This window comes from Leclercia sp. W6, assembly GCF_003336345.1.
Lineage (GTDB): Bacteria > Pseudomonadota > Gammaproteobacteria > Enterobacterales > Enterobacteriaceae > Enterobacter.
In genome coordinates, this window is sequence record NZ_CP031104.1 from 4,733,009 (window position 1) to 4,745,572 (window position 12,564).

General features: G+C 57.4%; 14 protein-coding genes. 7 read left to right on the top strand and 7 right to left on the bottom strand.

Annotated features, from left to right (window positions below; genetic code table 11):
* Positions 1-22: 22 nt before the first annotated feature.
* On the bottom strand, positions 23-226 hold the full coding sequence (locus DVA43_RS25210) for a hypothetical protein (RefSeq protein ID WP_231604148.1): 204 nt from the start codon (positions 224-226) through the stop codon (positions 23-25).
* On the opposite strand from DVA43_RS25210, the gene nlpD reads away from it, so the two are divergent.
* Together nlpD and rpoS are read left to right on the top strand one after the other, a co-directional pair.
* Positions 132-1,196, top strand: coding sequence for a murein hydrolase activator NlpD (gene nlpD, locus DVA43_RS23330; protein WP_231604353.1), 1,065 nt, complete (start codon positions 132-134; stop codon positions 1,194-1,196). The genes DVA43_RS25210 and nlpD overlap by 95 nt on opposite strands.
* A gap of 60 nt (positions 1,197-1,256) precedes the next feature.
* Positions 1,257-2,249 (top strand): RNA polymerase sigma factor RpoS, encoded by a 993-nt coding sequence (rpoS, locus tag DVA43_RS23335; protein ID WP_103180911.1) that lies wholly within the window; start codon positions 1,257-1,259, stop codon positions 2,247-2,249.
* 51 nt (positions 2,250-2,300) lie between these two features.
* Here the strand turns inward: rpoS and DVA43_RS23340 are convergent, their stop codons facing one another.
* Positions 2,301-2,678 (bottom strand): DUF4440 domain-containing protein, encoded by a 378-nt coding sequence (locus DVA43_RS23340; RefSeq protein ID WP_114316913.1) that lies wholly within the window; start codon positions 2,676-2,678, stop codon positions 2,301-2,303.
* On the bottom strand, positions 2,675-3,883 hold the full coding sequence (locus DVA43_RS23345) for an MFS transporter (RefSeq protein ID WP_114316914.1): 1,209 nt from the start codon (positions 3,881-3,883) through the stop codon (positions 2,675-2,677). Before DVA43_RS23345 ends, DVA43_RS23340 begins: the two co-directional genes overlap by 4 nt.
* A 108-nt stretch (positions 3,884-3,991) precedes the next feature.
* On the opposite strand from DVA43_RS23345, the gene DVA43_RS23350 reads away from it, so the two are divergent.
* Positions 3,992-4,879 carry a LysR family transcriptional regulator gene (locus DVA43_RS23350; protein WP_114316915.1) on the top strand — a complete coding sequence of 296 codons (888 nt, stop codon included), beginning with the start codon at positions 3,992-3,994 and terminating at the stop codon, positions 4,877-4,879.
* Here DVA43_RS23350 and DVA43_RS23355 read toward each other — a convergent pair.
* Positions 4,876-5,283, bottom strand: coding sequence for a MarR family winged helix-turn-helix transcriptional regulator (locus DVA43_RS23355; protein WP_114316916.1), 408 nt, complete (start codon positions 5,281-5,283; stop codon positions 4,876-4,878). The genes DVA43_RS23350 and DVA43_RS23355 overlap by 4 nt on opposite strands.
* 172 nt (positions 5,284-5,455) lie before the next feature.
* On the opposite strand from DVA43_RS23355, the gene DVA43_RS23360 reads away from it, so the two are divergent.
* The 3 genes from DVA43_RS23360 to DVA43_RS23370 are packed head-to-tail and all read left to right on the top strand — an operon-like array spanning position 5,456 to position 7,725.
* Positions 5,456-6,058 (top strand): non-oxidative hydroxyarylic acid decarboxylases subunit B, encoded by a 603-nt coding sequence (locus DVA43_RS23360; RefSeq protein ID WP_114316917.1) that lies wholly within the window; start codon positions 5,456-5,458, stop codon positions 6,056-6,058.
* A complete protein-coding gene (locus tag DVA43_RS23365; protein ID WP_114316918.1) occupies positions 6,048-7,475 on the top strand; it encodes a non-oxidative hydroxyarylic acid decarboxylases subunit C in 1,428 nt (475 codons plus the stop codon). The genes DVA43_RS23360 and DVA43_RS23365 overlap by 11 nt, the downstream gene beginning before the upstream one ends.
* A 10-nt stretch (positions 7,476-7,485) precedes the next feature.
* Positions 7,486-7,725, top strand: a complete 240-nt coding sequence (locus tag DVA43_RS23370) for a non-oxidative hydroxyarylic acid decarboxylases subunit D (RefSeq protein WP_114316919.1) — start codon at positions 7,486-7,488, stop codon at positions 7,723-7,725.
* A 151-nt stretch (positions 7,726-7,876) separates the two neighbouring features.
* Here the strand turns inward: DVA43_RS23370 and mutS are convergent, their stop codons facing one another.
* On the bottom strand, positions 7,877-10,438 hold the full coding sequence (gene mutS / locus DVA43_RS23375) for a DNA mismatch repair protein MutS (protein WP_114316920.1): 2,562 nt from the start codon (positions 10,436-10,438) through the stop codon (positions 7,877-7,879).
* Positions 10,439-10,551: 113 nt separating this feature from the next.
* The gene (locus DVA43_RS23380; protein WP_103180903.1) at positions 10,552-10,782 is read right to left on the bottom strand and encodes a SymE family type I addiction module toxin; all 231 of its coding nucleotides are present in this window, start codon (positions 10,780-10,782) and stop codon (positions 10,552-10,554) included.
* A 189-nt stretch (positions 10,783-10,971) separates the two neighbouring features.
* On the opposite strand from DVA43_RS23380, the gene DVA43_RS23385 reads away from it, so the two are divergent.
* Entirely contained in the window at positions 10,972-11,316 is a 345-nt protein-coding gene (locus DVA43_RS23385; protein WP_103822686.1) for a nitrous oxide-stimulated promoter family protein, read from the top strand.
* Between the two features lie 4 nt (positions 11,317-11,320).
* Here DVA43_RS23385 and DVA43_RS23390 read toward each other — a convergent pair whose 3' ends face one another.
* Positions 11,321-12,553 (bottom strand): MFS transporter, encoded by a 1,233-nt coding sequence (locus DVA43_RS23390; RefSeq protein WP_114316921.1) that lies wholly within the window; start codon positions 12,551-12,553, stop codon positions 11,321-11,323.
* Between the last annotated feature and the right edge of the window lie 11 nt (positions 12,554-12,564).

Below are 12,564 nucleotides of genomic sequence, written 5' to 3' on the forward strand. Positions count from 1 at the left end.
TGTGGCGCAAAACGTCGTGACATTACGGTAATTTTAAGTCACTGGTAATTAAAAATAATCCTGGGGGATAAATGAGCGCGGGAAGCCCAAAATTCACCATCAGCCGTGTTGCGGCATTGTCACTGGTTTCAATCTGGTTGGCAGGTTGTTCAACATCGAATAATGCCCCTGCGCCTGTAAGTTCGGTCGGCGGTGATAGCGGTTCTGGTAATTCATCCGGTGGCATGCTGATCACCCCTCCGCCTAAGATGGGCACCTCAACGGCGCAACAAACTCCGCAAATCCAGCCTGTTCAGCGTCCGGTTACCCAGCCAGTACAGATTCAGCCAGTGGAACAACCTGTCCAGACGGAAAATGGCCGCATTGTGTATAACCGCAAGTATGGGAACATTCCGAAAGGCAGCTATACCGGCGGCAGCACTTACACCGTGAAACGCGGCGATACCCTCTTCTATATTGCCTGGATCACCGGGAACGATTTCCGTGATTTAGCAGAGCGAAACAACGTTCCGGCCCCGTATAGCCTGAATGTCGGCCAGACGCTGCAGGTAGGCAATGCGACCGGCGCGCCGTTAACGCCAGGCAATACCGTTTCTGCGGCTGACGTCACGGCGCAAAATAACAGTGTGACGCCTGCGCAAAAATCAAGCACAGTGGTTGCGTCGCAACCGACAATTACGTATTCTGAAGATTCAGGTGAACAGAGTGCTAACAAGATGTTGCCGAACAATAAGGGGACTGCGACTGTTGTTACAGCACCCGTTACGGCTCCTGTGGTTAGCTCTACCGCACCCGTTGCCAGTAGTCAGACGTCCAGCTCGCCAATTTCTTCGTGGCGCTGGCCGACTGAAGGCAAGGTTATCGAGAACTTTTCTTCCTCCGAGGGGGGAAATAAAGGGGTCGATATCGCAGGGAGTAAGGGACAGGCTATTATCGCGACCGCTGATGGACGCGTGGTATACGCCGGTAACGCTCTGCGCGGTTACGGTAATCTTATTATCATCAAACACAACGATGATTACCTGAGTGCCTACGCCCATAACGATACGATGCTGGTCCGGGAACAACAAGAAGTTAAGGCGGGGCAGAAAATAGCTACCATGGGTAGCACCGGAACCAGTTCTACACGCTTGCATTTTGAAATTCGTTACAAGGGGAAATCCGTAAACCCGCTGCAGTATTTACCGCAGCGATAATTTGGCGGGACATATCTTTTGGTATGTTGCGCCCAGGGATCACGGGTAGGAGCCACCTTTATGAGTCAGAATACGCTGAAAGTTCATGATTTAAATGAAGACGCGGAATTTGATGAGAACGGAGTAGAGGCTTTTGACGAAAAAGCCTTAGTAGAAGAGGAACCCAGTGATAACGATTTAGCTGAAGAAGAGCTGTTATCGCAGGGTGCCACACAACGTGTGCTGGACGCGACTCAGCTTTACCTTGGAGAGATTGGTTACTCCCCACTGTTAACAGCCGAAGAAGAAGTTTACTTCGCGCGCCGGGCATTACGTGGTGATGTGGCTTCACGTCGTCGCATGATTGAAAGTAACCTGCGTCTGGTGGTTAAGATTGCCCGTCGTTACAGCAATCGTGGTCTGGCTCTGCTGGATCTGATTGAAGAGGGCAACCTGGGCCTGATCCGCGCAGTAGAGAAATTTGACCCTGAACGTGGGTTCCGTTTCTCAACCTATGCGACGTGGTGGATCCGACAGACCATCGAACGGGCAATCATGAACCAGACCCGTACGATTCGACTGCCTATTCACATTGTGAAAGAGTTGAACGTCTATCTGCGTACCGCACGCGAGTTGTCCCATAAGCTGGACCACGAGCCAAGCGCGGAAGAGATTGCCGAACAGCTTGATAAACCTGTTGATGATGTTAGCCGTATGCTACGTCTCAACGAGCGTATTACCTCTGTCGACACCCCGCTGGGTGGCGATTCCGAGAAAGCGCTGCTGGACATCCTGGCCGATGAAAAAGACAACGGCCCGGAAGACACCACGCAGGACGATGATATGAAACAGAGCATCGTCAAATGGCTGTTCGAACTGAACGCCAAACAGCGTGAAGTGCTGGCACGTCGTTTCGGTCTGCTGGGGTATGAAGCTGCGACACTGGAAGATGTCGGTCGTGAAATCGGCCTGACCCGTGAACGTGTTCGTCAGATTCAGGTAGAAGGTCTGCGTCGCCTGCGTGAAATCCTGCAGGGACAAGGGCTGAATATCGAAGCGCTGTTCCGCGAGTAAGCACCTTTTCGTCAAAAAAGGCCAGTCGAAAGACTGGCCTTTTTCTTTTGCTTAAGGCGCTGCGGTTTCGTGTAGCAGACGCCAGGTGAGGTTGTCTCCCTCCTGGTTCAGGATGGCGCTGGACCAGCGTACGTTCACCGGCTGATCCGGGCGGGTTTGTGTTTCACGGTAGTGAAGCACTGCGCCGTTATCCCAGGTCTGTAACGTTGTTAATTCATCAATCAAGATCTTCAGCCCCGGACGGCTTCCGCGCTGGCTTTCCAAAAAATTGGCAAGGGCCTGATAGTCGAGTGGGACACCGCCCGGCGGGATCATTAGAAAATCGGGGCTGAAACGGGCGAGCAGGGCGTTGGTATCGCCTTCGCCTTTGCCTAACCAGTTTTCAAGCGCAATGTGGAGGTCGATAATGTCGTGTTCGAAAGGCGTCATGAATTCTCCTGTCTCAGTTGGGTGAGGACCTGCGTATTGTTAAGACGAAAAACGTACAGAACAGGCAGCAAGGTCATGCCTGCGGCAAAAATAAACGCCCAGTGCCATGCGGCGAGCGGCGGCAGCCAGACCTGCGCTAGGCTCAGTGCCTGCGCCAGCAGCAGGGCACCGGCAAAAAAGCTCAACTGACGATTGAGATTCCACAGGGCGCTGGCGTCTGGCATATCTTCCCGGCGCGTCGTCAGAAAAGCGCTGCTCTGAGCCGTGCTGCTGCACAGGCTTCCCCCGGCCCCCATCAGCACAAACGCCACGGTGGGTAACAGCGCCGCGCCGTCCGGGCTGACGTCCAGTAAAAGCAGAATACCCAGCGCCTGGAGCAGGCAACCTGTAACAATAAGGGGGCGAGGGCCGATGCGGTTAAAGTAGCGGCCCGTCGCTGTGATAGCGATAAACGATGCCACAGACCACGGCAGCATGAGCATTCCCGTTGCTGCCGGGCTCAGGTTCGCCTCGTGCTGAAGATAAAACATCCCCGTGACGTTCACCCCAATAAACATACCGGGCACACAGACATAGACAAGCATGGCAAATCGCAAAAGCGGGTCCGCGAGCAACGACAGGTTTAGCAACCTGGCCGCTTTCATCGCGGGTATTTCGTGTCTAAGCCACAGACAGGCCAGAACAAAGGTCGTGAGGGCAGCCGGGAGCGTGACGAAAAATATCCATCGCCAGCTTAGCGTCTGCACCAGAAGGCCCCCGACAGCAGGGGAGCAGGCGGGAGCAAGCAACGCAACCAGCATGACCGCGGAGGAGAGCCGGGCACGTTCGTGAGGCTTAAACTGTTGCCAGGTCAGCGCCTGTCCGACGGGGATCAATAAGCCACCTCCCACCCCTTGCAGTACGCGCCATGCGATCAGGCTTTCAAGCGTTGCAGACAAGCCTGCCGCCGCAGAAGCTGCGCTGAACAGAAAAAGCGAGAGCAGGATGACGCGCTTTGGCCCGATCCGGCGCGTAAGCACGGTGCTGAATGGGATCACCAGCGTCAGACCGGCAATGTATCCGTTACTGACCCAGGCAAGTGCTGAAGGGGGGGCGTTAAAATCGTGAGCCATCGCCGGAAAGGCGACGCTTGCAATGAACATGTTGATCAAATCAAGAAAAAAGCCCAGCAGGTAGACTGTGGCGACTTTGCTGCGATACGTCATGGTGGATCCTCCGGTGAGGTGGCGTATCGTATCGGCCCGAAAAGCACGGATAAACCTGACAAAGCGGAATATACTGTCAAAATTATTTTGACAGTATAAAGGGTGATGATGATTAACTTACAGCGTACGCAGATGTTTGTTGCGGTGGCCGATACCGGGAGTTTCACGGCGGCAGCGGATGCGATGGGTCTGACAAAAGCGGTGGTCAGCTTCAATATTCGCCAGCTCGAAGCTGAACTGGGCGTCACCCTGCTGCTGCGATCCACCCGACGACTGACGTTAACCGAGGCGGGCGTGCTGTTTCATCAACGCAGCGTCGCGCTTCTGAAGGACGCAGAGCAGTTGCAGGATGATGTCCGCGCCAACCATGCGGGGCTCACGGGGGAACTGCGGATCACGACCACGCCCGAGTATGGTTCGCAGGCCGTGGTGCCGCTGCTGGCCAGGTTTAGCCAGCAGCATCCGGATCTTCGCGTGCGTCATGTTTCGTCGTCACTGCATGCCGACCTTATCTCGGAGCGCTTTGACGTGGCCATCCGGCTGGGAACGCTTGCCGATTCTCGCTACCACGCCGCGCTGATTTCGCACTTCTCCATTCTCCCCGTCGCGGCACCCGAATGGCTCGTTAATCATCCGATCAAATCGCTGGTGCAACTGGCGCAGGCCGACTGGATTATTCACGAGCGTGTTGCCTCGCCGCTGCGTTGGCAGGTGAAAGATGCCAGCGGCGCGCCTGAAATGCTGGAGATAAAAAAAGCGCCGCGTTTGTTTGCCGACAGCGCTCAGGCGCTGATGGCCTTTGCCATTGCGGGAGGTGGGGTGGCGTTACTGCCGGAATGGCTGGTGCGCGATGCGCTTGATGCGGGAAGACTGGTCCCGGTTTTACCTGGATACACCTTTGCGCAGCAAGGCATCTATGCGGTGTATCCTGATGCCCGGCATGTGCCAGCGAAAGTGCGCATCTTTATTGATTTTATGCGCACCAGCGTGAATTAGCCGTGCATCATCTTTTTGATAAGCGCAGAGAATTGCTCCCGCTCGGCCTTGTTGAGACGTCCTAAAAACGCCTCATCCACCGTGTTGCCAACCGGTTTACAGCCTGCAAGCAGAGCTTCACCTTCTGGCGTCAGGAAGACAAACCGGCGGCGCTTATCTGCCGGATCGTGCTCGCGTTTCACCAGCCCGCGCGCCTCCATGCGGCTCAGCATTTCAGCCAGCGTCGCTTTGGTGCTTACCGCGACTTCCGTTAACGCCACCTGCTCAATGCCCGGATGTTCAGCGATCGATCGCATTACCGCATATTGCGGCTTAGTCAGCTCGGGTAAGGCCTGCTGCCAGCGCGCAGTATGTTGCTGAAAAAGCTGACGTAACAGGTGGAACGCTTCTTGTTTTAGTTCCATGAACTCTCCGGCATAAAAATGATCTCTGTATGATAGCCCCGATCAGCGGTGAATTTAATGCGGCCCGTTTTACCATTTCGTGTGATCGTATGCGAACGATCTTGTCAGCGCCCAGATCCGGGCGTACGGTAAGTAACAAGTTCGTATACGAACAAATGAAATGAGGTGTTGGATGAGATTGATTGTTGGGATGACAGGGGCGACCGGTGCGCCGCTTGGCGTGGCATTGCTGCAGGCGCTGCGCGACATGCCGGAAGTAGAAACCCATCTGGTGATGTCGAAATGGGCGAAAACAACGATTGAACTGGAAACGTCCTATACCGCTCAGGATGTTGCCGGACTGGCGGATGTGGTTCACAGCCCGGCGGATCAGGGGGCAACCATCTCATCCGGCTCCTTTCGCACCGACGGCATGATCGTCATTCCCTGCAGCATGAAAACGCTGGCGGGTATCCGCGCGGGCTACGCCGAAGGGCTGGTGGGGCGTGCCGCTGACGTGGTGTTAAAAGAGGGACGCAAGCTGGTTCTGGTCCCGCGGGAAATGCCGCTCAGTACTATCCATCTTGAAAATATGCTGGCGCTTTCCCGCATGGGCGTGGCAATGGTGCCGCCGATGCCCGCTTATTACAACCACCCGCAAACCGCCGATGACATTACCCAACACATTGTGACCCGGGTGCTCGATCAGTTTGGTCTGGCGCATAACAAAGCCCGTCGCTGGGAGAGGTTACAGGCGGCCAGACATTTTTCCCAGGAGAATAAACATGGCATTTGATGATTTGAGAAGCTTCCTGCAGGCGCTCGATGAGCAAGGGCAACTGCTAAAAATCACGGATCAGGTTGATGCGGAGCCGGATCTGGCCGCGGCAGCCAACGCCACCGGGCGCATTGGCGATGGCGCACCTGCGCTATGGTTTGATAACATCCGCGGCTTTACCGACGCCCGCGTGACGATGAACACCATCGGATCCTGGCAAAACCATGCCATCTCGATGGGGCTGCCGCCGAATACGCCAGTGAAAAAGCAGATCGACGAGTTTATTCGCCGCTGGGATAACTTCCCGGTTGTGCCGGAGCGTCGCGCCAACCCGGCCTGGGCAGAGAACACAGTGGATGGCGACGCGATCAACCTGTTCGATATTTTGCCGCTGTTCCGCCTGAACGACGGTGACGGCGGATTCTATCTGGATAAAGCCTGTGTGGTCTCCCGCGATCCCCTCGATCCGGATCACTTCGGCAAGCAGAACGTCGGCATCTACCGCATGGAGGTGAAGGACAAACGCAAGCTGGGTCTGCAGCCGGTGCCGATGCATGACATCGCCCTGCACCTGCATAAAGCGGAAGAGCGCGGGCAGGATCTGCCGATTGCGATCACCCTGGGCAATGACCCGATCATCACCCTGATGGGCGCCACGCCGCTCAAGTACGATCAATCAGAATATGAGATGGCGGGAGCGCTGCGCGAAAGCCCGTATCCGATCGCCACCGCGCCGCTCACCGGTTTTGACGTTCCCTGGGGTTCGGAAGTGATCCTCGAAGGGGTGATTGAAGGCCGCAAACGCGAAATCGAAGGGCCGTTCGGGGAGTTTACCGGACACTACTCCGGTGGCCGTAACATGACCATGGTGCGCATCGATAAAGTCTCTTACCGCACAAAACCGATTTTTGAGTCGCTCTATCTCGGGATGCCGTGGACCGAAATCGACTACCTGATGGGCCCGGCAACCTGCGTGCCGCTCTACCAGCAGCTGAAAGCTGAATTCCCGGAAGTGCAGGCGGTGAACGCAATGTACACCCACGGCCTGCTGGCAATTATCTCCACCAAAAAACGTTACGGCGGCTTTGCCCGTGCCGTTGGCCTGCGGGCAATGACCACGCCGCATGGCCTGGGCTACGTGAAGATGGTGATCATGGTGGATGAGGATGTCGATCCGTTCAACCTGCCGCAGGTGATGTGGGCCCTGTCATCGAAGGTGAACCCGGCAGGGGATCTGGTGCAGTTGCCGAATATGTCGGTGCTGGAGCTGGATCCGGGGTCAAGTCCGGCGGGGATCACCGACAAACTGATTATCGACGCCACCACACCGGTTGCACCCGATATGCGTGGTCACTACAGCCAGCCGGTACAGGATCTGCCTGAAACCAAAGCCTGGGCTGAAAAACTGACCGCGATGCTGGCCGCACGTAAATAAGGAGGGGAAAATGATTTGTCCACGTTGTGCCGATGAACATATTGAGGTGATGGCGACGTCGCCGGTTAAAGATGTCTGGACGGTGTATCAGTGCCAGCACTGTCTCTATACCTGGCGTGATACCGAGCCGCTGCGCCGCACCAGCCGCGAACACTATCCCGAAGCCTTTCGCATGACGCAGAAAGATATCGACGATGCCCCGCAGGTGCCGACCATTCCGCCATTACTGGCGGAAGATAAGCGCGGATAAAAAAGCCGGGTGGCGGCTACGCCTTACCCGGCCTGGCATCCAGCGTCTTTTGTAGGCCCGGTAAGCGTAGCGCCACCGGGCGTAAAGCCCGCGCGAAATCCCCGTAGGCCCGGTAAGCGCAGCGCCACCGGGCGATACAGACCGCAGAGCGCTACACCAGATTTTTCAACCGATAAATCCACTCCAGCGCCTGACGTGGCGTCAGAGAATCCGGGTCGAGGTTCTCCAGGGCTTCCAGCGCCGGGGAGGTCTCTTCGGCAGGGACCAGCAGCGACATCTGGGTGCCGTCTACCTGGGTGGCCGCCGCGTTTGGTGCCAGGCTTTCCAGCTCGCGCAGCTTCTGGCGCGCGCGCTTGATCACCTCTTTCGGCACGCCCGCCAGCGCCGCCACCGCCAGTCCGTAACTTTTGCTCGCCGCGCCATCCTGCACGCTGTGCATAAAGGCGATGGTATCGCCGTGCTCCAGCGCATCCAGATGCACGTTCGCCACGCCCTCCATCTTCTCCGGCAGTTGCGTCAGCTCGAAGTAGTGGGTAGCAAACAGGGTCAGGGCTTTGATCTTATTGGCCAGGCTTTCGGCACAGGCCCACGCCAGCGAGAGCCCGTCATAGGTTGAGGTGCCACGGCCAATCTCATCCATCAGCACCAGGCTGTACTCCGTGGCGTTGTGCAGAATGTTGGCGGTTTCGGTCATCTCCACCATAAAGGTCGAACGACCGCTCGCCAGATCGTCCGCCGCGCCGACGCGGGTAAAGATACGGTCGATAGGGCCGATCTCCACCTTTTGTGCTGGAACGTAGCTGCCGATGTAGGCCAGCAGCGCAATCAGTGCCGTCTGGCGCATATAGGTACTTTTACCACCCATGTTCGGCCCGGTAATAATCAGCATCCGGCGCTGCGGCGACAGGTTCAGCGGGTTGGCGATGAACGGTTCGTTCAGCACCTGTTCCACCACCGGGTGACGCCCTTCGGTAATGCGCACGCCTGGCTTATCGGTAAAGGTTGGGCAGCAGTAGTTCAGCGTCTCGGCACGTTCCGCCAGGTTGACCAGTACATCCAGCTCGGCCAGCGCCGCGGCGCTCTGCTGCAGATCCGCAAGGTGCGGCATCAGGATGTCGAACAGGGCGTCATAGAGCTGTTTTTCCAGCGCCAGGGCTTTGCCTTTTGAGGTGAGCACTTTGTCTTCGTACTCTTTCAGCTCCGGAATAATGTAACGCTCGGCGTTTTTCAGCGTCTGGCGGCGCACGTAGTGAATAGGGGCCAGGTGGCTCTGTCCACGGCTGATCTGAATAAAGTAACCGTGTACGGCGTTGTAACCGACCTTCAGGGTGTCCAGTCCAAGGCGCTCACGCTCGCGGATCTCCAGCTTATCCAGATAATCTGTCGCGCCATCGGCCAGTGAGCGCCACTCGTCCAGCTCTTCGTTGTAGCCCGGAGCAATCACGCCGCCGTCACGCACCAGTACCGGCGGGGCTTCAATGATGGCTTTTTCCAGCAGTTCGCGCAGTTCGCTAAATTCGCCCATCGCCTCGCGCAGCTTTTGCACCGGGGCGCAGTCAACCTCCGCCAGCTGGCTGCGCAGTTCCGGCAGTTGCTGGAAGGCATGGCGCATGCGGGCTAAATCGCGCGGGCGTGCGGTGCGCAGCGCCAGTCGTGCCAGAATACGTTCCAGATCGCCGACCTGACGCAATACCGGCTGAATGTCGCTGTACCGATCCTGCAGGGCACCAATGGTCTGCTGGCGCGCAGTGAGCGTGGCAATATCGCGTACCGGCATATGCAGCCAGCGTTTCAGCATACGGCTGCCCATTGGGGTGACGGTACTGTCGAGCACCGAGGCGAGGGTGTTCTCCACACCGCCGGCCAGGTTCTGGGTGATCTCCAGATTGCGGCGGGTGGCGGCATCCATAATGATGCTGTCCTGCTGACGTTCAATCGTAATGGAGCGGATATGTGGCAGGGCGGTGCGCTGGGTATCTTTTACGTACTGCAGCAGACAGCCCGCGGCGCACAGGCCGCGCGGCGCGTTTTCTACGCCAAAGCCGGTCAGATCGCGGGTGCCAAATTGCAGATTGAGCTGCTGGCGCGCGGTGTCGATTTCAAATTCCCACAGCGGACGGCGACGCAGACCGCGACGCCCCTCAAGCAGCCCCATTTCGGCGAAATCTTCGGCATACAGCAGCTCCGCCGGATTGGTGCGTTGCAGTTCGGCCGCCATGGTTTCGCGGTCGGCCGGTTCGCTCAGGCGAAAACGCCCGGAGCTGATATCCAGCGTGGCGTAACCGAAACCTTTGCTCTCCTGCCAGATGGCGGCGAGCAGGTTATCCTGGCGCTCCTGTAACAGCGCTTCATCGCTGATGGTGCCAGGCGTGACGATGCGTACCACTTTGCGCTCAACCGGGCCTTTCGAGGTGGCCGGATCGCCAATCTGTTCGCAGATGGCGACCGATTCACCCTGGTTAACCAGCTTCGCCAGGTAGTTCTCTACCGCATGATGTGGAATACCGGCCATCGGGATGGGTTCACCTGCCGAGGCGCCACGTTTGGTCAGGGAGATGTCGAGCAGCTGCGAGGCGCGTTTCGCATCGTCATAAAACAGCTCGTAAAAGTCGCCCATCCGGTAAAAGAGCAGGATCTCCGGATGCTGAGCTTTCAGCTTCAGGTACTGCTGCATCATGGGGGTGTGGGCGTCGAAATTGTCAGTAGTGGTCATGGAGTGATGATGTCCATTTCTTTGAAAACAGTGCTGTTCAGGCGACGTTAGGGTCGTGTATTGCCGCTATTGTCGCATGAAAAAATGGCCCGGCGCAGCAAAATGTCACCGCCTTAGTCCGGCTCTTCGCCGACCAGCTCAATCACCAGTTTTCCCTGTTCCACCAGCACCCGCACCCGGGAATGGGTTTTAAAACCGGCCTCTTCCAGCCAGTCGCCTTTTAAACTCAGCGCGGCGTGTACGCTGTAGCGTGTTGGGATCTTGGTCTTGCGATCCTCATGGCGCTTTCTGAAATAACCCACAGTGAGCTGACGGCTGGGTCTGGAAATGCTGATATCTGACATAGAAACTCCTTTTTCTCAGGCAAGGATCAGGTGATAAAAACACCTGTATAAAATGCCAGTAAAATGAACCTGAGACAAACGCAGAACTGCGAAGCGTCTTCAGAAAACGAAATGTAAAATATGAAATCGGGCTGAATATCCAGCCTGAAAAGGGTATTATAAATACAACTTATTATTAGGTATCAGACTATGGCAGGAAAACGGATCGCGCGCGAAAAAGAGACCATCCGCAAGATGATCGCGCTCTATGAAAAGCAGTGCCCGCAGGCATCTAAAGAGGCGGGACACTACGCAGCGCTGAATGCGTATGCCGACAAGCGGCTGGATAAATGCGTGTTTGGTGAAGAGAAACCGGCCTGCAAGCAGTGCCCGGTCCACTGCTACCAGCCCGCTAAGCGTGAAGAGATGAAGCAGGTCATGCGTTGGGCGGGGCCGCGCATGCTCTGGCGTCACCCGATTCTGACGATTCGCCATCTGATTGACGATCGCCGCCCGGTGCCAGAGCTGCCGGAAAAGTACCGCCCGAAAAAGTAACCTCTCAGGTGCGCGGCCTGCGCATCGGGCGGCAGATAACGATCATGACGATAGCGCTGCACAGTGGAAACACCGCCAACACCAGCCACGGAACGATCGCCCCGGCGGAAGGCGTCAGCGCCCGATCAAGCAGATTACCGAGCAATAAATTTCCCGCCAGCACCGCGCAGCCCCCAGCGGTAGCCAGTGCGCCATAGTGCGCACCTAAAGTCGATTCACTCGCAAACCACGGCACCACATCTTTGCCCGCTGGCACCAGCAGCATCTGGCCGGTGGTTAGCAGCGTGACAAAACAGGCCGCAGGCAGCAGGCGCAGCAACCCCGCGCCCGGCGTTGAAGAGGCAAAGAGCGCGACGCTCAGAAACGCGGCGGCGATAAGCAGAAAACCCACCGGCAGGACCCGCACCGCGCCCACCCGACGGGCAAAACGCGCCAGCGGGAGCTGAAAGAGGATCACCAGCCCCGAGGCCAGCATAAACAGCGGGCCAAGATCTTTCTCGCTGCCCCCGGCACGCTGGATCTCCACCGGGAGCGCCAGATAGAGCTGGTTATAGCTTAACAGCCAGCTGCTCCAGGCGATGATAAACGCCACGAACCGCGGCTGGCGAAAGGTGGTCCACCAGGGGGTAACCTGCAGCGGCTGGTTTTTTGCTGAGCCTGAAGGTAAACAGAAGAACAGTACAATCAGCGCCACCACGAAGACCGCGGCCCCGGCCAGCGCCACCTGCCGAAAGCCCAGACCAGTGAGCAGGGCTCCCGCCACCGGACCAAGCACCGCTCCCAACTCGCCGCACACCGCAAAGAGGGCGAACCACTCGGCGCGGCTGCGTTTTCCCTGCGCCTCGCTGCGGGTTCCGGCTTTGGCCAGTAACGCTTCGATGGAAGGGGAAAAAAGCGCCCCGCCGATCCCGGTGAGACACGCTCCGGCGATAATGACCGGCAGGCTGTAACCGAAGGCCAGCAGCAGATAGCCCACCACTCGTACAACGCAGCCGCAAAGAATAATGATGCGCGCGCCGTAGCGGTCGGAGAGAGCGCCACCAACGATAAACATCCCCTGCTGGGAGAAGGTCCGCAGCCCGAGCACCAGCCCGATAACGCCGCCGGAGAGCAGCATATCGTCGCGTAAAAAAATCGCCAGGAAAGGGACGACGGCGTAAAAACCGATGTTGAAAACAAACTGGCTGCCCAGTAAGACGGGCGGCCAGAGTTGCGTCGCGGGGCGAATAGATAGCACCTGTTACCTCG

Coding starts and splice junctions, on each gene's coding strand:
- DVA43_RS23385 (WP_103822686.1), top strand. CDS start 10,972: ATGGCAGGAAAACGGATCGCGCGCGAAAAAGAGACCATCCGCAAGATG.
- DVA43_RS23370 (WP_114316919.1), top strand. CDS start 7,486: ATGATTTGTCCACGTTGTGCCGATGAACATATTGAGGTGATGGCGACG.
- DVA43_RS23345 (WP_114316914.1), bottom strand. CDS start 3,883: ATGACGTATCGCAGCAAAGTCGCCACAGTCTACCTGCTGGGCTTTTTT.
- DVA43_RS25210 (WP_231604148.1), bottom strand. CDS start 226: ATGCCACCGGATGAATTACCAGAACCGCTATCACCGCCGACCGAACTT.
- DVA43_RS23355 (WP_114316916.1), bottom strand. CDS start 5,283: ATGGAACTAAAACAAGAAGCGTTCCACCTGTTACGTCAGCTTTTTCAG.
- DVA43_RS23380 (WP_103180903.1), bottom strand. CDS start 10,782: ATGTCAGATATCAGCATTTCCAGACCCAGCCGTCAGCTCACTGTGGGT.
- DVA43_RS23350 (WP_114316915.1), top strand. CDS start 3,992: ATGATTAACTTACAGCGTACGCAGATGTTTGTTGCGGTGGCCGATACC.
- DVA43_RS23365 (WP_114316918.1), top strand. CDS start 6,048: ATGGCATTTGATGATTTGAGAAGCTTCCTGCAGGCGCTCGATGAGCAA.
- DVA43_RS23340 (WP_114316913.1), bottom strand. CDS start 2,678: ATGACGCCTTTCGAACACGACATTATCGACCTCCACATTGCGCTTGAA.
- rpoS (WP_103180911.1), top strand. CDS start 1,257: ATGAGTCAGAATACGCTGAAAGTTCATGATTTAAATGAAGACGCGGAA.
- mutS (WP_114316920.1), bottom strand. CDS start 10,438: ATGACCACTACTGACAATTTCGACGCCCACACCCCCATGATGCAGCAG.
- DVA43_RS23360 (WP_114316917.1), top strand. CDS start 5,456: ATGAGATTGATTGTTGGGATGACAGGGGCGACCGGTGCGCCGCTTGGC.